The 22,810-nt window shown below is 42.7% G+C and carries 18 protein-coding genes and 1 pseudogene; 14 read left to right on the plus strand and 5 right to left on the minus strand.

The window, feature by feature from the left end; translation table 11 throughout:
- The first annotated feature begins 24 nt into the window (after positions 1-24).
- From MKZ16_RS10840 to MKZ16_RS10870, 7 genes are all read left to right on the plus strand, one after another.
- The gene (locus MKZ16_RS10840; RefSeq protein WP_036679248.1) at positions 25-1,581 is read left to right on the plus strand and encodes an extracellular solute-binding protein; all 1,557 of its coding nucleotides are present in this window, start codon (positions 25-27) and stop codon (positions 1,579-1,581) included.
- Between the two features lie 133 nt (positions 1,582-1,714).
- Positions 1,715-2,689 carry a sugar ABC transporter permease gene (locus tag MKZ16_RS10845; protein ID WP_036679252.1) on the plus strand — a complete coding sequence of 325 codons (975 nt, stop codon included), beginning with the start codon at positions 1,715-1,717 and terminating at the stop codon, positions 2,687-2,689.
- A 21-nt stretch (positions 2,690-2,710) separates the two neighbouring features.
- Positions 2,711-3,586 (plus strand): carbohydrate ABC transporter permease, encoded by an 876-nt coding sequence (locus MKZ16_RS10850; protein ID WP_076107520.1) that lies wholly within the window; start codon positions 2,711-2,713, stop codon positions 3,584-3,586.
- 40 nt (positions 3,587-3,626) lie between these two features.
- Positions 3,627-4,730: a glycoside hydrolase family 88 protein gene (locus tag MKZ16_RS10855; RefSeq protein ID WP_076107518.1), complete on the plus strand. Its 1,104-nt coding sequence runs from the start codon at positions 3,627-3,629 to the stop codon at positions 4,728-4,730.
- A 151-nt stretch (positions 4,731-4,881) separates the two neighbouring features.
- Entirely contained in the window at positions 4,882-6,003 is a 1,122-nt protein-coding gene (locus tag MKZ16_RS10860) for a glycoside hydrolase family 88 protein (RefSeq protein ID WP_036679258.1), read from the plus strand.
- Positions 6,004-6,025: 22 nt separating this feature from the next.
- On the plus strand, positions 6,026-7,387 hold the full coding sequence (locus MKZ16_RS10865; protein WP_076107516.1) for a glycoside hydrolase family 28 protein: 1,362 nt from the start codon (positions 6,026-6,028) through the stop codon (positions 7,385-7,387).
- 39 nt (positions 7,388-7,426) lie between these two features.
- On the plus strand, positions 7,427-8,383 hold the full coding sequence (locus MKZ16_RS10870) for a pectinesterase family protein (protein WP_036679262.1): 957 nt from the start codon (positions 7,427-7,429) through the stop codon (positions 8,381-8,383).
- A gap of 89 nt (positions 8,384-8,472) precedes the next feature.
- Here the strand turns inward: MKZ16_RS10870 and MKZ16_RS10875 are convergent.
- Positions 8,473-9,016, minus strand: a pseudogene (locus tag MKZ16_RS10875) (NADP-dependent oxidoreductase).
- Between the two features lie 18 nt (positions 9,017-9,034).
- The gene (locus MKZ16_RS10880; RefSeq protein ID WP_076107512.1) at positions 9,035-9,499 is read right to left on the minus strand and encodes a MerR family transcriptional regulator; all 465 of its coding nucleotides are present in this window, start codon (positions 9,497-9,499) and stop codon (positions 9,035-9,037) included.
- Between the two features lie 176 nt (positions 9,500-9,675).
- Between MKZ16_RS10880 and MKZ16_RS10885 the strand changes: the two genes are divergently transcribed.
- The 5 genes from MKZ16_RS10885 (at position 9,676) to MKZ16_RS10905 (ending at position 16,924) form a co-directional block, all read left to right on the plus strand.
- Positions 9,676-10,527, plus strand: a complete 852-nt coding sequence (locus MKZ16_RS10885; RefSeq protein ID WP_076107510.1) for an SDR family NAD(P)-dependent oxidoreductase — start codon at positions 9,676-9,678, stop codon at positions 10,525-10,527.
- Between the two features lie 97 nt (positions 10,528-10,624).
- Entirely contained in the window at positions 10,625-12,604 is a 1,980-nt protein-coding gene (locus MKZ16_RS10890) for an ATP-dependent DNA helicase (protein ID WP_076107555.1), read from the plus strand.
- Positions 12,605-12,823: 219 nt separating this feature from the next.
- The gene (locus tag MKZ16_RS10895) at positions 12,824-13,867 is read left to right on the plus strand and encodes a YeiH family protein (RefSeq protein ID WP_076107508.1); all 1,044 of its coding nucleotides are present in this window, start codon (positions 12,824-12,826) and stop codon (positions 13,865-13,867) included.
- Between the two features lie 110 nt (positions 13,868-13,977).
- A complete protein-coding gene (locus MKZ16_RS10900) occupies positions 13,978-14,787 on the plus strand; it encodes a MerR family transcriptional regulator (protein WP_076107506.1) in 810 nt (269 codons plus the stop codon).
- Positions 14,788-14,986: 199 nt separating this feature from the next.
- Complete coding sequence (locus MKZ16_RS10905) at positions 14,987-16,924, plus strand: FAD-dependent oxidoreductase (RefSeq protein WP_076098484.1); 1,938 nt, start codon at positions 14,987-14,989, stop codon at positions 16,922-16,924.
- Positions 16,925-17,000: 76 nt separating this feature from the next.
- Here MKZ16_RS10905 and MKZ16_RS10910 read toward each other — a convergent pair whose 3' ends face one another.
- Positions 17,001-17,417 carry a helix-turn-helix domain-containing protein gene (locus MKZ16_RS10910; protein ID WP_038569750.1) on the minus strand — a complete coding sequence of 139 codons (417 nt, stop codon included), beginning with the start codon at positions 17,415-17,417 and terminating at the stop codon, positions 17,001-17,003.
- 135 nt (positions 17,418-17,552) lie between these two features.
- Between MKZ16_RS10910 and MKZ16_RS10915 the strand changes: the two genes are divergently transcribed.
- Positions 17,553-18,014: a DUF2798 domain-containing protein gene (locus MKZ16_RS10915; protein WP_038569752.1), complete on the plus strand. Its 462-nt coding sequence runs from the start codon at positions 17,553-17,555 to the stop codon at positions 18,012-18,014.
- Positions 18,015-18,128: 114 nt separating this feature from the next.
- Here MKZ16_RS10915 and MKZ16_RS10920 read toward each other — a convergent pair whose 3' ends face one another.
- Positions 18,129-19,070 carry a MerR family transcriptional regulator gene (locus MKZ16_RS10920; protein WP_076107504.1) on the minus strand — a complete coding sequence of 314 codons (942 nt, stop codon included), beginning with the start codon at positions 19,068-19,070 and terminating at the stop codon, positions 18,129-18,131.
- Between the two features lie 345 nt (positions 19,071-19,415).
- Between MKZ16_RS10920 and MKZ16_RS10925 the strand changes: the two genes are divergently transcribed.
- Complete coding sequence (locus MKZ16_RS10925; protein ID WP_179090059.1) at positions 19,416-21,212, plus strand: methyl-accepting chemotaxis protein; 1,797 nt, start codon at positions 19,416-19,418, stop codon at positions 21,210-21,212.
- 523 nt (positions 21,213-21,735) lie between these two features.
- Here the strand turns inward: MKZ16_RS10925 and MKZ16_RS10930 are convergent.
- Positions 21,736-22,623, minus strand: coding sequence for an NAD-dependent epimerase/dehydratase family protein (locus MKZ16_RS10930; RefSeq protein WP_076107500.1), 888 nt, complete (start codon positions 22,621-22,623; stop codon positions 21,736-21,738).
- Between the last annotated feature and the right edge of the window lie 187 nt (positions 22,624-22,810).

Raw genomic sequence — 22,810 nt, forward strand, 5'->3', positions numbered from 1 at the left:
ACAAATTATGGAGGTCAAAATGGTATGAAGAAGAAATCCTTCACCATGTTGTTAACAGCACTGTTAACATTCAGCACATTGTTAGCTGGATGCGGTGGTAACAACAATAACAAAGAAGAAGCAGCAGCTCCAACTACAAGTGCAGAGAACACTACGAAGGTGGAAGAGACTGAAGCACCTAAAGAGGAACCTACAGAAATCAAAATCATGCTTCCATTGAATACATCAGAGACTCCGCCTGATACGATTAAGAATGAACTTGAGAAATTGACCAACACGAAGCTGACTTATCAATTTTTTCCGGCTGATACTTATGAAGAAAAACTGAATTCATCTTTTGCAACGGGTTCATTACCGCAAGTAACATATTTGAAGAATCAGACAACCTTCATTCAGATGAAAGAAGCGATAAAAGACGGACAATTCTGGGAAATCGGTCCACTATTAAGCGAATTTCCGAATTTGAGCAAACTGAAACCAGAAATTCTTAATAACACGAAAGTAGATGACAAGCTTTATACCCTATATATCGGGCGTCCACTTGCACGCCAAGGGATCATTTACCGCAAAGACTGGGCAGATAAATTAGGACTTGCTGCACCAGCTAATGTAGATGAATTATTTGAAATGGCTAAAGCCTTCACAGAACAAGATCCAGACGGTAATGGAAAGAAAGATACTACCGGTATTATTGACCGTAATGAGTTGACCTATGGAGCTTTCAAAACTGTTTCGTCTTGGTTCGGAACACCGAATACCTGGGGTGAGAAGGATGGCAAATTAGCGCCTGAATTTACCTTCGATGAATATTTCGACACAATGGATTTTTTCAAAAAAGCTCGTGATGGCGGATACATTAATCAAGATTTCGCTGCCACCAGTAAAACGGATGCAGTAAATATGTTTAAGGCTGGAAAGGGTGGACTCTATATTGGGGGCTCCATGCAAGATATTGATTCCCTCAATAAAGATACTATTAAGAATAACCCTGACGCTGTTTTGGATGCGCATAGTATGGTTGCAAGTCCAGATGGAAAATATGCTCAATGGATGATTCCAGGCTATAACAATGTTGTCTTGTTCCCGAAATCTGCTGTTAAGGATGAGGCAGAGCTGAAGAAGATTCTTGCTTTCTTTGATCAAATGATGACTCCAGAAGTAGCTAATTTGATGTATTGGGGAATTGAAGGTACTCACTATACCGTTGAAGACGGTAAAGCGAAAGCTGCAGACGACAAAGAATTGATTGAACGTGAAGTAAAGGGATATAAGGACAGCGTTATCGGCGAAGCTGAAACCAATGGAATGTACGAAAACTATAACACGCTGCCAGGAAGAATTCATGCAGATCAATTGGTTCTTGAGAATGTCAAAGTTGGTGTAGCGGATCCAACAGCTGCTATGGATTCGGCTACCTATACAGAAAAAGGCGTAGAGCTTCAACAGATTATTACAGATGCAACCTATAAATATATTTATGGTCAGATTGACAAGGCTGGATTTGAGAAGGAAGTAGAGAACTGGAAGAGCCGTGGTGGAGATAAGATTATTGAAGAATACAACGCGTTATACAAAAAATAGTAACCCGTACTGGAATAGTTAAGCGACAAATTGTAGCTGAAAAGGTTGTTGATCTTGTTTCAACAACCTTTTCTATTCCTCACTGGGTTCAGAAATATCGTGTTTGAATAAAGAAGGAGAAAGGAAGAATATCATGCAGGAAGTCACCGCACAGCCCAGCTCAGCTCCTCAAATGAATCCTAAGCCTGAAATTTATAAAAGCAGCAGCGAACTGAAAAAGCGGCTGTGGAGAAATAAATGGCTCTACGTCATGCTAACTCCGGGAGTACTGTATTTTCTGATTTTTAAATATCTTCCAATGTACGGATTAATTATCTCATTTCAGGATTACAAACCCTATCAAGGGATCAACGGTAGTGATTGGGTAGGGATGAAGCATTTCAGCAGGTTGTTCACAGAGCCGGATTTCTTAAATATATTAGTGAACACACTTATTCTTTTCGGATTAAATATTCTTATCTATTTCCCGATGCCGATTATTCTTGCCCTGATGTTAAATGAACTTCAAGGCAGCTTTTTCAAAAGAACCTTTCAGACGATCTTCTATTTGCCCCATTTTCTGTCATTGGTTATCATCGTCTCCATTTCTTATGTAATGGTCACGATGGATGGAGGGATTATCAACGAGCTGCTTGTCTATTTTGGCTTTGAACCAATCAATTTCCTGCTTAATCCAGGGTGGTTCAGGCCCATGTATATTATTCAGGTGATTTGGAGAGAAGCAGGTTGGGGAACGATTATTTATCTAGCTTCCATAGCTGCGATTGACCCAGGGCTTTATGAAGCATCGCGTATGGACGGAGCTGGAAGACTTAGACAAGTCTGGCATATCACTCTTCCAGCGATTAGAGGCGTAATTATTACATTATTTATTCTGAAAATTGGTTCCGTTCTTGATCTTGGATTTGAACATGTATATCTGCTACTTAACTCCATGAATCGAGAAGTTGCGGAAATTATCGATACGTATGTATATACTGCTGGTTTGAGACAAGGGCAGTTTAGTTACAGTACAGCTATTGGATTCTTTAAATCGATTGTAGGCTTTGTAATGGTGATGATGGTGAATAAATTATCCAAGAAAATGGGAGAAGAAGGCGTTTATTGATATTTTGTGGGAGGAATCGAAATGGTAGAAGATAAAACAATCAGTGGTAGAATCTTTTCTGCTATAAACTTTACGCTGCTTGCGATCATTGCTTTAATTACTGTGCTTCCCCTTGTTCACGTTGTAGCAGGCTCTTTCACAACGAGTGCAGAACTAGCTTCTAGCAAATTTGTACTGATTCCAAAGGTATGGAGTCTGGAAGCGTACAAGTTCATCTTTTCGACGAATACAATATTTAAAGCCATGGGTGTTTCCATTGGTATCACGGCAATTGGTTCTATTTTTAGTTTGTTTATAACTTCTTTGATGGCCTACGCTCTTACCAGAAAAGATCTGGATGGTCGTAAAGTGGTTAACTTCATGGTCGTGTTCACCATGCTTTTTCATGGTGGGATGATTCCAACGTTCCTCGTGGTGAAGGAATTGGGACTAATTGACACGTACGCATCACTGATCCTACCGTCAGCGATTAGTGCCTTTAATATGATCATTTTGAGAAACTTTTTCCAAAATATACCTGAAGGTTTGGAGGAATCGGCCAAAATTGATGGTTGTAACGATTTTGGAATATTATTTCGGATTGTATTGCCACTATCCTTACCTGCGTTAGCGACTATCGGATTGTTCTATGCGGTAACGTATTGGAATACCTACATGAATGCGATTCTGTATTTGAATGATAGTGCGAAATGGCCAATACAGGTTCTGCTCAGACAAATTGTCGTCCTTGCCAGCGGTATGGATCACAGCGCTACACTGGATGCTGCTGTTCCACCGCCAGATCAATCAATTAAAATGGCTGTTATCGTTGTAGCTACCTTACCAATAGTTTGTGTGTATCCGTTCCTGCAAAAGCATTTTGCCAAAGGTGCCATGTTGGGTTCTATGAAGGGCTAGCAAGAAAGAGAGAGACTATACTTAGGGGAGGAGCTTCGAGATGACTGTACAGATACCTACAACGCCGATAGAGTGGGCAAAAAAAGCTTGCGATTCACTAATGGATACTTACAGGGCGGGAGAGCTTCCCCCCGCGCATCGATGGCACTATCATCAGGGTGTATTTCTGTGTGGCATGGAGCTTTTGTGGAATGCTTATCAAGAAGACCGTTATATCAACTATATTCAGGAATATGTAGATGATTTGGTGGATGAATACGGGAACTTTTATTTTGCACGTGATGAGCTGGATGCGGTTCAAGCAGGACAGCTACTATTCATTCTTTATGAACGGACAGGCAAACTTAAGTATCGTATTGCAGCAGAGAAGCTAAGGAATTTACTGCTCACACTAAATAAAACCTCTGAGGGCGGGTATTGGCACAAGGATAAGTACGCCAACCAAATGTGGTTGGATGGACTTTATATGGCAGGCGTATTCTCCTTGAAATATGCTAATGTCTACGATGAACCAAGCTTGCGTGAAACGGTCCTTCATCAGGAAATGTTAATGCGCAAGCATATGAAGGATGAGACAACGGGTTTGTTATACCATGCCTGGGATGAGAGCCGGCGGATGCCTTGGTCGAATCCGGAGACGGGTTGTTCACCGGAGTTCTGGAGCCGATCATTAGGATGGTATGGTCTCGCCTTATCGCAATTTCTGGATCTGTTACCTTCCCATGATTCAGCCCGGACAGAGCTGTCTACTACGCTGAGAGATTTTGTGGATGCACTTATTCGTTACCAAGATCAAAAAAGTGGACTTTGGTATCAAGTCGTAGATAAGGGACATGAGCCAGATAATTGGCTGGAGACTTCAGGGTCATGTTTGTTCGTCTATACGATTGCCAAAGCCGTGAAGTATGGCGTTGTAAGTGATGTGACTATCGCTACAGCTGCCGCTAAAAAAGGATATGAAGGGTTAACCAAAGTAATCCAGTGGGATGAGCATAACCGATTAGTTCTGCCGGACATTTGTATCGGTACCTCAGCTGGAGATTACGAGAGTTACGTGACTCGGCCTAAGGTTAAAAATGATCTGCATGGTGTGGGCGCATTGGTGATGGCTTGTGTTGAAATACAGTCAATGCTCCAAGACTGAATCGCTCCGTATCCTTACTAAACAATGACTTGATTCTCTGAGATTGCAGAGAATCAAGTCGTATTATTTTATGTACAAAGTAATCCTTAAATCGGGTGAACCTATTTATAGTTTTTGAGCTCTTAAATTTATAAATATTTTGGGGGTTGGGATGAAGAAATCACAGTGGGCAATTCAAACGGCAGACTCTATTATGGCGCGGACACCGAAGCTTTATGAAGATAAAGGCTACAAAGGAAGCTGGACCTACGATTATGGCGTGGTATTGAACGGTTTTGAATGGCTTTGGAAGCAGACCGGTGATTCGAAGTATCTGCAGTTCATTCAAGATAATATGGACTACTTTATTCAGGAAGATGGCAGTGTCAAGGGCTACCACCTAGAGGAGTATAACATCGATCATATTAACAACGGAAAATTATTATTGACTCTATATAAAGAAACGAAGCAGGAAAAATACAAAAAAGCGGCTGCTCTACTTAGAAAGCAACTTGAGACCCATCCGCGAACCTCGGAAGGTGCTTTTTGGCATAAAAATATATATCCCTATCAGATTTGGTTAGATGGACTTTATATGGGCGCTCCTTTTTATTTAGCCTACTTGCTAGCTTTTGAAGAAGGAAAGGGACTTGGGGATGTAACTAAACAATTTATCTTGTGTGAGAAGCATACGAAAGATCCGGTAACAGGTCTGCTATATCATGCATGGGATGAACAGCGTATTCAACCTTGGTGCGACCCTGAAACAGGACTTTCGCCTAACTTTTGGGCCCGTTCACTTGGCTGGTATCTCATGGCATTGGTTGATGTTCTGGAATTGCTGCCTAGTGAGCACTCAGATTATCCAGAGCTGGTACGAATACTAAATGATACCTTAACTGCGGTGAAGAAATATCAGGATAAGGAATCCGGGGTCTGGTATCAAGTGATTAATCTAGGGGAACGCAAAGGAAATTATCTTGAGGCCTCTGCTTCAAGTATGATCGTGTATGCCATGGCTAAAGGTATCCGATTAGGCGTGTTAAACGCTGGATGGTACGAAACATTAGATCTGGCTCAACAAGGACTTATCTCGGAGTTTGTACTAGAAACCAAAGAAGAATGGGTCAATTTAAATAAGAATTGCCAAGTAGCAGGATTAGGTGGAGTGGACCAACGTGACGGTACTTTCGCTTATTACATTAGCGAGCCTATTGTCACTAACGACCAAAAAGGTGTGGGTGCTTTCCTTCAGGCCTGTGTGGAATACGAACAATTAAGAGGCTGGATCTGATATAGAACAGGGAGGCTTATGAATGTTGATCTACAATATTGAGGATTTTGGAGCGCTTAAGAATAGTAAAAAGTTAGCGACAGAAGCGATAACGCGTGCAATTGAAGCGGCAAATAAAGTCGGTGGAGGAACCGTTTATGTGCCGGCTGGTACGTTCTTAACCGGTGCAATTCATATGAAAAGCAATATCGAATTGAATTTAAATCCTGGTGCCATTCTTTCATTCAGTACGAACCCGGAGGATTACCCTGCAGTGGAATGCAGATGGGAAGGAGTGAAGCAGCAGGTTCATTCACCTTGTATTTATGGAAGAGAGTTAGTTAATGTATCGATCACTGGCAGCGGAATGATTAACGGAAATGGTGAACTCTGGTGGGATAAGTTTCGGAACCGCCGGGAAGAGCTGCAGTATCCCCGGCCGACTCTAATCGGCTTGGACAGCTGTCAGCGGGTAACCCTTAAAGATATCGCGCTGGTCAATTCTCCAAGCTGGACCGTTAATCCGATAGGCTGTTACAATGTGACTATTGATAATATTTCCATTCTGAACCCGGCGGACTCTCCAAATACAGATGGTATTAATCCAGAGTCTTGCACCAATGTGCGAATTAGCAATTGCAATATTGATGTCGGTGATGACTGCATAGCGATCAAGGCAGGAACTGAGGATACCAAAGAACGAGTTCCTTGTGAGAATATTACGATCACCAACTGCACTATGGTACATGGACACGGGGGTGTCGTACTCGGTAGTGAAATGAGTGGAGATATTCGTAATGTCACGATTAGTAATTGTGTGTTTAAACAAACCGATCGTGGAATCCGGATGAAATCAAGACGGGGACGCGGGGGAACGATTGAAGATATTCGGATCAGCAATATTGTAATGGAGGACGTTATTTGTCCGTTTACTCTAAATCTATATTATTTCTGTGGACCACGCGGAAAAGAAAAATATGTGTGGGATAAAAATCCTTATCCGGTTACAGAGGAAACGCCGTGTTTTAGACGCATTCATTTTGCCAATATTACCGCACGTAATGTTCATGCCGCAGCGGGTTTCTTATACGGGCTTGCGGAGCAGTATGTATCCGAGATTACGTTTACCAATGTGGACATCTCCATGGCGACGAATGCAATTCCCGGCCATCCAGACATGATGACAGGGATCGAAAACATGAATAATCGCGGGTTTTTCCTCGGGAATGCAAGAGATGTTCAATTTCATCAGGTGACGATTGAGAACCATGAAGGGCCTGCTTTTTACATTGAAAATGGAGAAGCTGTAGAGATCATAAATTGTCGATCAAAAAACACGAAGAAGCCGGAAAAATTAGTAGAACAAGCTACAGTGTCACCTGAAGAACAGAATGTCTGTCCATAAGAGAGAGTCATCAATTTATTGAAAGGAAAAGAATCCACTATGCTTGTTGTAGGAAAAGAATCCTTTTGCGCTTATCACACGATTCAAGAGGCGATAGATTCACTAGAGCAGGGGCCATCCGGTCAAGCGGATACGCTTTATATTTTGTCAGGGGTCTATAAAGAGGCAGTGCGGATTTATCGTTCTAATCTTACGATCATAGGGATTGGCTACGTGGAGATTGTTATGAATCGTTACGCGAAAGAGCGTGATGAAGCGGGCGAAGAAATCAATACATTCTCTACACCAACGTTATTTCTGGGCGGCAGCCACCTGATCTTGGAGAATCTGGTGATTACCAATAATGCAGGGCAGGGTGAAAATATCGGGCAGGCGGTAGCCGTGTATGCTAATTGTGATCAAACCGTATTCAGAAATTGTACTTTAAAAGGGTATCAGGACACGTTGTTCACGGGACCTTTGCCACCTGCACCCAAAGAGCGATCTACGTTTGGAGGTATACCACTGAGAAAGCACCATGCCCAATATCGGCAGTTGTATCAGCATTGCTATATAGAGGGAACAGTGGACTTTATATTTGGTGGGGCTACGGCTTATTTTGACAGATGTGAAATTCGCAGCTTGCGTCATAGTGAGAATCAAGCAGGTTATATTACGGCAGCCTCCACACCCGTGGGACAATCGTATGGTTATATTTTTAAAAATTGCTTTTTAACAGCGGCTCCTGATATTGCTCCGGTGTTTCTGGGCCGTCCATGGCGTGAGTATGCTAAAACCGTATTTGTAGATTGTCAGCTGGGTGCACATATTCATCCACTTGGCTGGGATAACTGGAACAACACCGCTAATGAACAAACCGTTTGTTATCAGGAATATGGCGTGAAGGATGCAATTCTCCTGAGTAAGCAACGTGTTTCTTGGGCAGATTGCTTTGAAGATGGGGACGAGACGTTGGATAAAGAGTTTGTTTTTGCTGGCACGGATTTTTGGAAATAGATAATTTAATTAACGAGTACACAAATAAAAAACGGTAGTCTAGACGAGAAGCATAAATTCTTAGACTGCCGTTTTATTTATGTGTTGTATCATTTTATTTTTAATATGATCTTTCCTTTAGCTCTGCCCGATTCGGAATACTCCATCGCTTTCTGCGCCTCTACAGAAGGAAACACTTGATCAATAACAGGTTTTATTTGTCCGGACCTTATCAAATGCTTCGGTTTTATAATTGATAATTTGATCGGCTCCAAGTGACTTGACCAATTCTGCTCCAGCATCGCTTGTAGTAGTAGCCACGTATATCCCCATCGCTTTGGCAAGTTGGATAGTAAAAAGTGCCAACACCGCCCGCTCCCGCTTGAATCAATACCTTTTGCCATCATCTATCTTGAATTTTTTAACATTCTTTCCTACTTGGATGACAATCCCTGAAAAATCATTTCCTAAAACTAGGGGCATATCGTATTTCAACAGCGTACGAACTTTGCCATCCCGCACTTTGAAATCGATAGGATTAATACTTGCTGCATGGATCTCTGCCAATACATCATAATCACCCACTGCGGGTGTTGGGATGTCGGCTAGCTGAAGAGGGGAATTCCCGTATTTTTTTATGATCATTGCTTTCATCCTAAAACCTCCAATTCATTAATTATTCATTTTTGCTGATCCAGAAAAATAACTCATCTCAACAGGGGAGATGTTTTTTGGTTTCGATTTGTCCTCGCTTTTATCTGAGCAGTCTCGGCGATATTTTCCTTGTTCCAGCTTCATATCAATAAAATCGACAACCTGCTGCAGCGACGAGATTTGGCTGACGATGTTTTCTCGATGGTTCCTTAAATGCTCCACCAGTTCAGGATAATCCGCGGGATCAGCGTCGGCGGAGACCGCCAAAAATGGCTGCATATCCTGCAAGGGCATACCTGTTTTTTTGAGGCAGGATAGCAGCCGGATTGTATCTATGTCTTCCTGCCGGTAAACGCGATGCCCGTTGTCCTTCCGGTCCGCCCGGGGAAGCAGCGCAATCTTTTCGTAATAGCGGATCGTATCCTCGGATATTCCGGTTTGCACGGCGGTTTCTTTTATCGTAAACGTTTGCTCTGCCTTCATACTGTACCTCCTGGAGATTGCTTTGTGTGTGCATTATACAACTTGGAGCTGACTCCAAGTCAAGACCTTATCTCTGGGACAAAATCTTTTTATTACGCCTTGACTTGGAGTCGACTCCAATTAATAAAATGTGCGTTATAAGAGGAAGATATCCCGAATTCAGGAGGAGATTTACAATGAGCACACAGCAACGTGAAAATATCGCATTGATTACAGGCGCTAACGCCGGGATTGGATTGGAATTAACTCGAAAACTGCTAGCGGAGGATTGGCAGGTGATTGCTTTGAACCGTTCCGATTTTCCGGCCGACGATGTGAACATCCAAAAAGCCATCAAAAACGGCTGGCTTCGTATTTATAAAACAACCGATCTCGCGGATTTTGCCAGCTTGAGAGGGACGCTGGAAGAGATCAAAGGCAAGGAGCAGCGAATCGATATTTTGTTCAACAATGCCGGCGGGAGCTTCCCCGAACTAAGCTATTCGAAACAGGGGCGCGAAAAGCACTATGAATTGATGACCGTTGTTCCGTATATTATTTTAATGGAATTGAAGGATATCCTACAAAAAGGACGCTTAAAAACGGTGATCAACACCTCATCCTCAGCGCTTAATTATACGAAAGAGTTTACGATAGAAATCTTGGAGCATCCCACAACCTTCCGCAAGCTGCTTGGTCCTTACGCCACCTCAAAGCTGGCATTATCGTTATGGACACAGGCCGCCGCGCCGCAACTTGCTAACGAGGGCATCATGATTCGCAGTGTTGATCCGGGTAGCAATAACACATTGCGAAAAGGGAAAAATTCTGGACTGCCTCTTATAGTTAAACCGTTGATGAAGCTGTTTTTCTCTCCGCCAACCCACGGCGCCGGCCAATTGTATGAGGGTGCTCTGGGAGAACACCGTGAAGAGACAGGTATATTTCTTCGGAAAGGCCAGGTTGCGGATTTGAAATTTAAGGATCAAGCCCGGAATGTTTTGGAAAGGATTAATAATATCTACGAAAATGAGTATCTTCGTTGTTAATCTGATCTTTAGATCTCTAATTTTTTTTTGTAATTCCTCCAAACGTATGAGATAATAGAGTTTTTCCGTTGATTCTATTTTTCATGGCATGGTAGAGATGCCTGATCAAATATTGGAGGTAGGCTTGTTGGCGAAACAGTATCCTTTTGAATATGATCGGACCAAACCTTTTATGGAGCAAGTAGGGGAATGGGTCGGAGATGTATTCTATGAAATTCTTCCTGAGGCTGGATTTGAAGTACGTGATGAACAGATATACATGGCCTTTCAGGTAGAGCGAGCTTTTGCCGAGAAAAAGACGATTTTTTCTGAGGCAGGGGTCGGAACAGGCAAGACATTAGTGTATTTGTTGTATAGCATTTGTTACGCGCGTTATATGGGCAAACCTGCGATTATTGCATGTGCGGACGAGTCCTTGATTGAGCAGCTTGTGAAACCGGAAGGCGATATCGCCAAGCTTGCGAAGCATCTGAACATGAATATTGATGCCAGACTAGCGAAATCTCCGGATAAATATATGTGTCTGAAAAAGCTGGATCAGGCTCGGAACCATGATGATGAAAGCTTACCACTGGAGAGCTTGTACAGTACATTACCTGATTTTGTACATTCACATGCACCGATGCAGCAGTTCCATGCTTATGGAGACCGCAGAGATTATCCTGATCTGAATGACGAACAATGGAACAAGATTAACTGGGATACGTTTCAGGACTGCTTTACTTGCGATATGCGTCACCGCTGCGGGCAGACCTTGTCCCGTGATCATTACCGGAAATCAAGCGATCTGATCATTTGTTCCCACGATTATTACATGGAGCATATTTGGACCTATGAAGCGCGTAAGCGGGAAGGGCAAATCCCTTTGCTTCCGGATCACTGTGCGGTTGTATTCGATGAAGGACATTTATTAGAATCAGCGGCCATGAAGGCGCTTGGCTATAAGATGAAGCATGTCGTCTTTGAAGAATTGATTTCTCGCCTGCTACAGAACGAGATTCGTGAAACGCTGGCCGTTCTGATTGATGAAGCGATCATGCAAAGTGAGCAAATGTTCAAAGCGATTCGCCGTCAATGCCGAAACATACCTGGATCAGATCGGAAAAGCATTGAGCTGAATGCTTCATTGATTCGTGAGGTACACCGGATGCGGAGTGTAATTGCTGCTATCGAAGAAGAATTAGTATTCGAAAGCGGACTCTACACGATTGATGAATACCAACTCCGAATTGTGGAGGAACGTTTGGAGACCATAGAGATCGCTTTGCGATTGTTTGAGGATTCAGGGGCTTTAATCTGCTGGGCGACAGAAGAAAGCGATGGTCTAACGCTGTCGGTCATGCCACGAAATGTCAAAGAGGTACTTCAAGACAGCCTGTTCACGCAAAAAATGCCAATCGTATTCTCATCGGCCACATTGTCTGTGGATAAATCATTCCAATACTTGAAGGACAGTCTTGGGATACAAGATTTTTTATCCTTCTCTGTAGACTCACCTTATGACTATGAGCACCAGATGAATGTCTATGTGCCAGAGCTTCAGAGTGGGGATTTTGCTGAGAAAATGGAAATTTCCCTGAAGCTTATTCAGCGGACTGAAGGTAGAGCACTGCTATTGTTCCGTACTCGTGAAGAGCTTCTGCAGTTCAAGCAGCTTAACTCGTTACGACCGGAAAGCAGTTCATATTCATTTTTATATGAAGGGGATCAAGAAATCAGCTATTTGATTTCGGCATTCCAACGGGATGAGCATAGCGTGTTATGTGCGGTCACCTTATGGGAAGGGCTGGACATCCCTGGACCTTCATTATCCAATGTGATCATATGGTCGCTGCCGTATCCTCCGCTTGATCCAGTGTTTATGGCAAAGAGGGCGGAAACCTCCACTCCTTTTGAAGATGTGGATTTGCCTTACATGCTGTTAAGACTCAAACAAGGGATGGGGCGGCTGATTCGAACCGGTACAGATCAAGGAATTGTAACTGTACTTGCGGAAGAGGAAGGGCAACATCCGGTACACGAATATATAACTTCTGTACTTCCAAAAGGGACTCGACTACAGAAGCTGGAAGCTTAAATATCACTAACGATTATAATTGCTCCTTTGGTGAGGCAGATGCTACGGCATTTATGTTTCACTCGAAGGAGCTTTTTTTGTCTAAAATTAAGCATAAGTATTCCTAATCTTACGGATAGGATATTGGTATTTAACTTCCGAGCGCTGTCGTATTATTGTTGAGTCATGGGATGTATTTATACAGCATCATCTAGAGATTCATCAAGGAGTGTATACGACATGGGTCAATCAGAAGGTTTGTATCAACCAGATCACAACAAAAAGGTTGGGTTTGCATTAGGGATAGGGCTAACCTTAGTTATCGCATTATTGGCGAAATTTTTAGCGGGTTTTCCATTCCTATCTATTATGGGGCAATTGGTCATTGCCATCTTAATCGGGATTATTTGGCGAGCTACGATAGGAGTGCCAGATAGCATCACACATGGCACCGATTTTTCCAGTAAAAAACTGCTTCGTCTAGGGATTATCCTGCTCGGTATGCGGCTTAATCTAATGGATATCGTTGCTGCAGGACCTCGGGTATTTCTTTTGGCAGTCATCGTCATTATATTTGCGATCTCCGTTGTATACGGACTGGCTCGACTGTTCAAAGTAGATAAGCGCCTCAGTATCTTAACTGCCTGCGGAACTGCGATTTGCGGTGCGGCAGCGGTGGTTGCCATCGCTCCACAGATAAAAGCTAAAGATGACGAAACGGCCATTGGTGCAGCTATAGTAGCTATATTAGGCACAATATTTACACTGCTGTACACATTTTTGTATCCTTTCCTCGGCTTATCAGATTTAGGTTATGGGGTATTCTCAGGAGCGACTTTACATGAGATAGCTCACGTTATCGCGGCTGCGGATGCTGGTGGAAATGCTGCCGTTGATATGGCGGTCATCGTTAAATTGACCCGGGTGGCTTTACTTGTGCCGGTGGCTATTTTAATTGGGATTTGGTCCAATCGTGAAGAAAGAAAAGTGCAAGGTGGAGCGGCTAAAGCTTCGTGGAAAAGCATTCCAATCCCCTGGTTTATTCTAGGATTTCTAGTTGTCAGTGGTGTGAATTCGTTAGGAATCGTCTCCGCATCAGTAGCCAATGGGATCGTTACGATTGCTTATATGTTAATCGCTATGGCGATGGCAGGGCTTGGGTTAAACGTTGATTTGGCGGCATTTAGACGGCTTGGAATGAAGTCTTTTGCAGCGGGACTTATAGGCTCGGTCATGTTATCTCTAGTTGGATTTATGTTAGTTCACTTACTTGCACTAGCATAGTTAGCATGTACACCCTGAGTATGAAATGAGTTACTTCATATCCAAACAGTGTCCTTCTCTTTATCATTTAGTGTGGTAGGGTATGCATGAAATGAATGGAGGGACTTCAGGTGAAGTATTGCATAGGTGAATTTGCTTCCATTCTCGGGGTAACTGCGGATACGCTGAGATTATACGAGAAACATGATATTGTTAGGCCCACAAAAGATAACAGCAATAATTATAGATATTTTAATGATTTAGATGCGAGGGATCTGTTAATGAGCAGATGGTATCGCAGTATGGAAATTCCATTGCCCGAAGTGGCACTTTTAATGAAGGAGTCCTCTATTGAGCAAGTTATGGGAATGATGCAGCAGTCTCAGCAGAGTTTAGAAGAAGAGATTAAGCAAAAGACGATGCTGCTAAACAAGATGAATGAAATTCATAAAGAGCTTAAGGAAATAGAGTCCTCATTATATATATGTAAACTTAAACAACTGCCAGGCATGTACAGGCTTAAGCAAACGGATAAAAATGCATTATTAAAAAATGATATCGTAAAAAGCCTCGTCAACACTTGGATGGATAGGCTTCCTTATGCGTTTTATTCTTTTAAGATTGAGGACGCGGGGGTGTTATCCGGTGATAATAACTTTGACTATAGCTGGGGGCTTACCTTACCCGAGGAGGAGGTGCAGAAATTTGCGATGGATATCGATGAATATGTAGAGTACATTAGCCCGAGTACCTGTATCTCTGCTATCATGTTATCTACGGATGGACATTATATCACGAAGAAATCCTTGCAGTTTATGATAGATTACATCGAAGCAAATGGATATACTATAGCGGGTGACGTGGTGGGTAAATTAATGCTTACTGAAAAAATAGAAGGCAATAACCGCTCGTATTTGGAAGTGAATATCCCAATTGTATAAGTGTATTTTTATAAACACCTGCTCTGAGAGCGGGTGTTTTTCTTTTTGGACAAGAATTGGACATTGACCTTGGTGCTGCACCAATGTTTATACTTCGGTATATAGCTTGGCAACGTTCGGTAGATATGTATAGATATGAATGTGAAAAATATCACGTTCCTGGCGAGCTATAAGATATTAGATACTGGGGGAGAAGAGAATGCGCAACAGAAATTTCACCAAGAAAATGCTCATGTTAACTTTTTGTATGGTGCTGATCGTTTCCATGCTGAGCGGATGCAAAGGAAATGGGGAGTCGGCAAATTCGTCATCATCATCTTTTAAAGCCGGTACATTCGCTGGGGAAGCGGAAGGCAAAGAGGGCGTGATTAAAGTAGAAGTCACTATGGATGAGCCAGATAAAATTAAAGATATCAAGATCGTAAGCCAGTCAGAAACGGGTGGTCTAGGCGATAGTGCACTTGAAAAAATAAAAGATCAAATTCTGGAAGGACAAACCTTGGCAGTAGATGCTGTTAGTGGTGCGAGTCTTTCCAGTGAAGCAATGCTCGCTGCAGTTGAAGATGCCGTAACCAAAGGTGGAGGAAATCTGGAAGTCCTCAAAGCCGGTGGCGTGCAAAAAGCGGGTGAAGGTAAAACGGAAAAGCTTGAATCAGACGTAGTGGTAGTAGGCGCCGGTGCATCTGGTGTGTCCGCAGCGGTAACCGCTGCTGATAAAGGTGCCAAGGTTATTATTATCGAAAAAACAGGAGTTATCGGGGGAGCAAGTAATCTATCCTGGGCTGGTAAGTTCTATAATTCTTCCGCAGCTACTGACAATAATCTTAAAGTAAATGTGGAAAAAGAAATTGCCGATTGGATTGTCAACAATCACTGGAGAGTTGACGCTGCAGCGATTAGACAATACGTAACGAAATCCGGTGAAACTTATGATTGGTTAGCAGAAAAAGGGTATAAAACCAGCTTCCTAAACTTTTTCGGAGAGCAGCTGCATGTACTGCCAGCTTATGAAACCCGTGAAGAGACCCTTCGGAAAATGTTGGCTGAATCGGTTGAACAAAAGGGTGGACAAGTGATCACTGAAACCACTGCCAAAAAGCTGATTACCAATGAAGCAGGAGAAGTTACAGGTATTGTGGCTGAGAAATCAGACGGGACTACTCTTGAAATCACAGCAAAAAGTGTCGTAATGGCAACAGGCGGTTATGCCGCAAATTCGGAAATGGTTAAAGAAGCTTTTGGCTTTGAAGGGGTTAACGGAGGACTAGGTCAGAACGTTGGGGAAGGTCTGAAGATGGCTTGGGAAGCAGGAGCCAAGGTTCCTGATAACTTCGGTGGACAGATGCTGCACCAAACATTAGCCAGAGCAACACAAGGACTAAAAGCACAATATGAGCCTTTTGAAGCAAGTTATCCGCTGATGTTGACATATCTGCCTAACTTCATGAATGTCAGTTCTTCCGGAGCACGTTTCAGAGATGAAGCAGCTACATTAACATCGGTCGCAGCAGCTAATACGAGTGCATTTAATGGTGCTTATCATATGGTTATCGTATCAAAATCACAATTGGCTGCTCTTCAGTCCAAGGGGATGAAAGGTGTTAACGCACCAAGCCTGCCAGGAATGCCACCAGAATTTTATGCCGAATTTGCAGATCAATTCACGTTAGAGAATCCATGGGTAAATGCAGAAAAGGTCTTTGATTCTATGGTAGAAAACGGAGATGGCTTCAAAGGAAATACAATCGAAGAATTAGCAACAAATGCAGGTATGGATGTAGATGTGTTTGTTGAAAATTACAATAGTTATAAAGAAGCTACAAAAACTGGTGTGGATACTGAATTTGGTAAAGCTGCTGATTATTTAGAGCCAATGGGCGAAGAAGGACCATATTATGCCATCGTCGCTGAAATCAACAACTTGGGTTCTGTAGGTGGCTTGCTGGTAAACACTAAGTTCCAAGTGCTAAATGATAAACGTACACCAGTAAAAGGATTGTTTGCTGTAGGGCTTGAATCGGAAGGCGTATTATTCAACGATACCTATGTTGGCAATGGGGTTGGAATTGGTTATTCCTTTACCTCAGGTCGTCTAGGTGGAGAGAGCGCGGCAAACAGTGCTTTGAAAGCTAATTAACGACAATTTCCCGGAAAATAATTCAATCTTTTTAAAGACGCAGAGTAGACAACTCTGCGTCTTTTTTTGCTGGAGATTAGAGCCAATCTTCTTTTAGCAAAGATTTAAGAAGCTCTACATTTGTTACTCCTAGCTTGGCAGCGATCTGCTGCTCTAATTCAATTTTGGTGATCATCATTCTGTTATTGCATTCTATTCCCTTTGGAGTGAGGACAATATTTTTGTCACGCTGATTTCCTTCGACTTCAACGGCTTCGACATAACCACGGGATAACATGCCTTGAATGCTTTTATGCGTGCCCTGTCTTGAAATATGAATTATTCTACTGATTTCTGAGATCGATAACATTTCTCGGGCCTCAAGAACTGCAAGAATGTGGGATTCGGTCTTATTAATTTGATCCGGGTCTTTGTCTGTCACTATTTTACGTAAAGCTAGATGCTTCTCACTGAGTAAATCGATCAGGTTCATTTTTTGCAGCTGCTTATTCATTAGAACACTCCTAAATCATGGCTCGTTTACCCCAGTATAAGACATTTGCGAATATTGTCAACTTGGTTGACTTGATTTGAGAATTTGTGTTATTGTAATCCAAGTTGACAATATAGAGATAAAAGGAGCTTGAAGATGGGAAGAAACAAAAAAGAAGCATTTTTATTTACGTTCATCATGTGTTTTTTGATGGTGCTGGGTATGAGTATTTACAATGTAGCACTAATGGAGGGTTGGTCAGGCACGTTAGTTAAGGATGTGATTGTCGGCTACTTGCCTGCATTTATAGTTGCACTCATTCTAGATGTATTTGTTGTAGGCAAGGTTGCGAAGGGGATCGCGCATAAGCTGGTTAAAGAAAATGATCCGATGATCAAAAAAATCATGTTCATATCCTTTTTTATGGTGACCGGAATGGTATTGTTCATGTCCTTGTATGGCGCAGTTCTACATGTTGGATTTTCTGCTGAACTACCAAGAGCTTATCTGTCTGCCATAGGTAAAAATTTTATTTTTGCACTTCCACTGCAAATCATTTTAGTTGGGCCGCTTACACGATTTATTTTTGTGAAAATTACTCCAGCAGTGTCTGCGTAGGGAATAAATCAATAGAAGCAATGTACAACAAAACGCTCTCCGTCTGCCTGAATAAGCAGAAGAGAGCGTTTTGTTTTTTAAAAGATTAGAAACGTTTATCTATGGCTCGCTCGTTTACGTAAGCGCGTGAACTCTCTTTTTTACAGGTTCGAGTAGATTTAGGGCATACTCATTTCCGCTACCTTTGGGACTATCGTTGCGGATATGCTCCTCCAGACATAATCTGGAGTCGTGATCCGCTTGATAATCAGGATGATTATCCAGATACCCCATTAGGGCTTGCCATGAACCATAGATATCATCAGTGCTTTCTGTCAGAGCATAGAGGCCGCCGTCGAGCCGCATTTCCTTTAGATGAGCTGGTATCTTCACATTTTCCGGTATTGAGGCACAGAATCCATATCCGTAAGGTTTATTCTCACCACTTGGATGCGGGTTCGTATTGCCGCCAAACAGCCGTGCTGTGCCTAATAGTTGACTAGCTTCCAGCCATTCATTAACTGGGATCATAGCTTCATCTTCTGGAGAGGTACTAACCGCAACATTGTAGGCAAATCTCATAGCTGGGAGAGTAATGAATCTTACATGAATAGGGGTAGAGTGATTAATAGTTGGCATAGATATAACCTCCTCAGTTTTAGTCATACCATCCGATGGACTGCATGACTTTTCGTTTAGTTCAGATAATAATTGATTTGTAATGGGTTCCTCGAGATGGGCGGATATCCACTGTAAAAAGAGATGGATTTCACCTTCTCTATTTGTTAGTTCTGTTTTTTGATTGTGAATAGAAGCCGCTTGCTGGCTGAGCGCTTCGTACATGGACTGAACGGACATATTTTTAAGCACGGTTCCAATATCCTTGATGCTAATATCCAGCTTTCTTAATAATGAGGTAACCCGAATGGCGAGTATTGCTTTCTCATCATAAATCCGCCAGCCAGAGCTGCTGTCCCGCTTACTTTCAAACAATCCTTGTGCTTCCCAGTGACGCAGAGTCCGACTCGTCAGTCCGAATTGCGCAGAAAGCTTATCAATGGTAACAAATCCGCTCATAGACAACTCCCATTTCATAGTTTGATAAGGCGCCTTATGTGGATTATTTTAGCATTTAACGTTACGTCAATTGCAAGGAGAATTAATGATTGGGTATTCGAGATAATTTACATTTCTCATACAAAACATTGTCCAGTATTTAACGTCCAGCTTCTACAATCAAGATATTGGTAGAATGTACCTATTGCAATATGAGGCTTTATACGGAGGATGATATTGTTGAAAGCTAGGTCTATGCATCTAACTATGAAATGGAAGTTGATTTTGAGTTTTTCCGCCGTTGTTCTTTTCTTTTTGGGAGTAGCGTTTTATCAAAACCATAAAATCAGTCAAGTGGAGATTTCTATGGAAACGCAAAAAGCTGAGATGGAAAAACGAATTACCGTGTCTATCATTACGCAACTGCTGCAGGAAATGAATGCGGTAGAATCTTCGTTAGCGGGTTCGAGTGATTTGGAGTTCGTCCAACCCTTTAAGGACAAGCAAACAAAGCTGACTAAAGAGATGGCGACGGTGGATTTTGCGGCAGATTCGCCGGCATTTAAAGAGTTAGAACAATTACATAGTCAGATTGGGGAATATACGGGATATTTTGACGAATTGGTAAAGACCATAGAAGACGAGCAGCTTGATCCCATGAGTGTGCTGGAACAAATCGATGAATTACATACGAAGGCTACAGCGTTGAGTGAAGTCATGCTAGTGACTAATGAACATTTGTATACGGCAGCAGCAGAGAATGCAGAAAAAGCACAGGATTATTCTTTTGATCTGCTTAATCTAACCACCTCTATAGTTGCTTACGCAGCTGTGCTAGTGTTTATTTTCACATTAGTGATTGCGGTAATGCTCATACGTTCCTTTCTGAATCCTATTCATAAACTGCAAGTGGCTCTGCGAAAAATTGCCGAAGGAGATTTGCGTCAGCAGATTAATTCACCTTACAACGATGAGTTGGGCAGTTTGAGTCATCATTTTGATCATATGGTGGAGCGGGTCCGGGAAATGCTTCAGCATACTCAGTCAGTAGCCTCTTCGCTGGCAACTTATTCGCATTCTTTTCAAGAATCTTCATCTATAACGGCGCATACGAATCAAGATATCGTAAGCACTATACAGGAAATCTCGGTAGGCGCAGAACAGCAGGCAGGACAATCCGAGCAGAGCGCTGGCCTGATTCAGGAGCTGGAACGTGAAGTGAATGAGATCACGGAGTATACCGAGGTTATGCTGGCTACCAGTCAAACGGCTAATCACAATACTCGTAAAGGATCTGAATCCGTCATCGCCCTCCGGGAGGTATCTGAGCATTCGCGTGAATCTGTTAATAAAGTATATCTGGCTTTAACCAAACTGAGTGATCAATCAAAGGACATCTCGCGCATCACTAAATCCATAACAGATATTTCTAATCAGACCAATATCCTCTCACTTAACGCAGCAATTGAAGCAGCCCGGGCAGGTGCCTACGGAAAAGGGTTCGCTGTCATCGCTGATGAAGTAAGACAATTATCTGTGCAGACTAAAGAGTCCTCCGTACATATCAGTCAGATTATTAGCGAGCTGCAATCCGGGATGGATGAATTCCAGCAATATATGCTGGTGACCAAAGGAAATCTTGAGGAACAGGATCATAAAGTGGCCGAAACGTTGTCCTCTTTTGAAGCGATTGATCATTCTATTGTGGAGATTAGTAAACAGATTGGGCAAATTCACGACAAAGTGGATATGACTCAGACTATGAACCGTAGACTCGCAGAGTCTGTGCATGCCGTCGCGGCCATCGCCGAGGAAACTGCGGCAGGGGTGCAAGAGGTGAACGCCTCCAGCGTACAGCAGGATCATGCTATCCGTGATATAGCCCGTCAAGCCATTGAGATTAATGAAATTTCGCAGAATTTATTCAAAGAAATCAACATTTTTAAGATTGATTCGGATGGGGACGATGGGGTCAGCGATGAAGGGGACAGGGATACAAAGCATGCTGGCACTCCAGAAGCTGGGGACACATTAGGAGACGCATTAGGAGATGATACATTAGGTGCTGGCGATACTCCAGATGATAGCGGTACTCCAAATGATGGTGGTACACCAAATGCAGACGCTTCTAAAGAGGGGTCTTATCTGACAATCTCTGCGTAGCTCAGCGGGAATTGGCATTCGTAGCGTAAGGTGGAATAGAGAATAGAGAATAGAGAATAGAGTAGGGAGTAGGGAGTAGGGAGTAGGGAGTAGGGAGTAGGGAGTAGAGAGTAGAGAGTAGAGAGTAGAGAGTAGAGAGTAGAGAGTAGGGAGTAGAGTCTAGGGATTAGAGTTTATAGAATAGAGTTTAGAGATGAGAGGCTAAAGTTTAGCGCTTAGTGAGGTTCTACCTGCCGTTTTGATTTTAAGTGTATTTTATACAACTAAAAAGGTTTGTATTTAGCTTGATTAGGGTTTAGTTGTATTTAGTGCAGCTATTTCGAGCTGAAAAGGGGATAGCGGCTGTTTAGTGGGGATTTAATTGCATGAAATACAACTAAAACCAGGTGGGAGTGCACATACCTGAAAATAGTTGTATAGAGTGCAATTAACTCAACGCATAATTGTGATTTGTTGCATAAAGAAGCTGGCTCCTTCGTGGGAGTATCCACGAAGGAGCCAGCTTTTTTATGTAGAAATATAATTAGTCCTCGTAAGTTTGATTTAGGGTGCTAACTAACTCTGGGAGCCAGTCGCTTAGAGTGAGAAACTTGTATCCCTCCGATTGAGCTTTAGCTGTATCCATAAACCAGGATTGTGTGATCCCGAATGGAGAATTATGCGCATCCGCTGTTTCGCTTTGAATGACGGCTTGTTTTCTGGTCTCTTTTTCAATCAGCGAGATAAGCTCCTTAATACTAACCGTACCGTCTGAGCAAGCGTTGAGAGGACCCGTCACCGTCGAGTTGCCAAGCCAATACAGAAAATCAGCGGCTTCGTCCGAACGGATAAAACAGATATTTGCATCTGGATTCGGAATCCCGATGGGCAGCTCGTTACGTACATGTTCGATATGAAAATGGAGTCTTCGTGTATAATCGTCAGTTCCCAGAACAATCGGAAAGCGGACAGCGGCTACAGGGAAGTTAGCTTGTTGGATAAGGACGGCTTCCGCCAGTCTTTTCCCCTCCTGATAGGTGAAGTCATTTCGTCCTCCATAACGAATAGGGTGCGTTTCAGGATCGAACACCTCTTCCGTCAGCGCTTGCTCACTGAAATCATAAACAGATAAACTTGAAGTCAGTATGTAACGTGTGGTTTTGCCGTCAAAAATACGGCGCGCCTGATCCGCTTCATCAGGTGAAAAACAAATATTATCGTAGACTACATCCCAACTCGTATCACCTAATGCTTGAGCGAAGGCCTCCGGTTGAGACCGATCCACCTGTATCCGGTGAACGAGATCGCCAAAAGGGTCGCTTGTTTCCCCGCGCGTTAATATGGTTACTTCGTTCTTAGAATCCTCAAGCAGACGCTCGACCAAACGTTTCCCAAAAAAGCGTGTGCCGCCTAAAATAAGAATCTTACTCATCAACCTCACTCCTTGATTGCTATTAATGGTTATTAAAATGACTGTTTATTGGTTTATGTGAAGCTTCTGATTCATTGTAGAGAAGCGGCGGGATCAGCCAGATCAGCAGCAATGTATTGAGTTTTGAGTGATACAAATTGGACTAACGGGAAAGAGTTAGTTTGATTGTACTTCGTGCAATAGAATT

This window comes from Paenibacillus sp. FSL R5-0928, from assembly GCF_037970385.1.
In the GTDB taxonomy this organism is placed as follows: Bacteria; Bacillota; Bacilli; order Paenibacillales; family Paenibacillaceae; genus Paenibacillus_AQ; species Paenibacillus_AQ odorifer.

Excerpts from the sequence above, each read along its gene's own strand:
- MKZ16_RS10910 (WP_038569750.1), bottom strand. The coding sequence starts at position 17,417 with ATGAATAAGCAGCTGCAAAAAATGAACCTGATCGATTTACTCAGTGAG.
- MKZ16_RS10840 (WP_036679248.1), top strand. The coding sequence starts at position 25 with ATGAAGAAGAAATCCTTCACCATGTTGTTAACAGCACTGTTAACATTC.
- MKZ16_RS10860 (WP_036679258.1), top strand. The coding sequence starts at position 4,882 with ATGAAGAAATCACAGTGGGCAATTCAAACGGCAGACTCTATTATGGCG.
- MKZ16_RS10930 (WP_076107500.1), bottom strand. The coding sequence starts at position 22,623 with ATGAGTAAGATTCTTATTTTAGGCGGCACACGCTTTTTTGGGAAACGT.
- MKZ16_RS10925 (WP_179090059.1), top strand. The coding sequence starts at position 19,416 with ATGGAAACGCAAAAAGCTGAGATGGAAAAACGAATTACCGTGTCTATC.
- MKZ16_RS10855 (WP_076107518.1), top strand. The coding sequence starts at position 3,627 with ATGACTGTACAGATACCTACAACGCCGATAGAGTGGGCAAAAAAAGCT.
- MKZ16_RS10895 (WP_076107508.1), top strand. The coding sequence starts at position 12,824 with ATGGGTCAATCAGAAGGTTTGTATCAACCAGATCACAACAAAAAGGTT.
- MKZ16_RS10845 (WP_036679252.1), top strand. The coding sequence starts at position 1,715 with ATGCAGGAAGTCACCGCACAGCCCAGCTCAGCTCCTCAAATGAATCCT.
- MKZ16_RS10905 (WP_076098484.1), top strand. The coding sequence starts at position 14,987 with ATGCGCAACAGAAATTTCACCAAGAAAATGCTCATGTTAACTTTTTGT.
- MKZ16_RS10890 (WP_076107555.1), top strand. The coding sequence starts at position 10,625 with ATGCCTGATCAAATATTGGAGGTAGGCTTGTTGGCGAAACAGTATCCT.
- MKZ16_RS10850 (WP_076107520.1), top strand. The coding sequence starts at position 2,711 with ATGGTAGAAGATAAAACAATCAGTGGTAGAATCTTTTCTGCTATAAAC.
- MKZ16_RS10885 (WP_076107510.1), top strand. The coding sequence starts at position 9,676 with ATGAGCACACAGCAACGTGAAAATATCGCATTGATTACAGGCGCTAAC.
- MKZ16_RS10880 (WP_076107512.1), bottom strand. The coding sequence starts at position 9,499 with ATGAAGGCAGAGCAAACGTTTACGATAAAAGAAACCGCCGTGCAAACC.
- MKZ16_RS10870 (WP_036679262.1), top strand. The coding sequence starts at position 7,427 with ATGCTTGTTGTAGGAAAAGAATCCTTTTGCGCTTATCACACGATTCAA.
- MKZ16_RS10915 (WP_038569752.1), top strand. The coding sequence starts at position 17,553 with ATGGGAAGAAACAAAAAAGAAGCATTTTTATTTACGTTCATCATGTGT.
- MKZ16_RS10920 (WP_076107504.1), bottom strand. The coding sequence starts at position 19,070 with ATGAGCGGATTTGTTACCATTGATAAGCTTTCTGCGCAATTCGGACTG.
- MKZ16_RS10865 (WP_076107516.1), top strand. The coding sequence starts at position 6,026 with ATGTTGATCTACAATATTGAGGATTTTGGAGCGCTTAAGAATAGTAAA.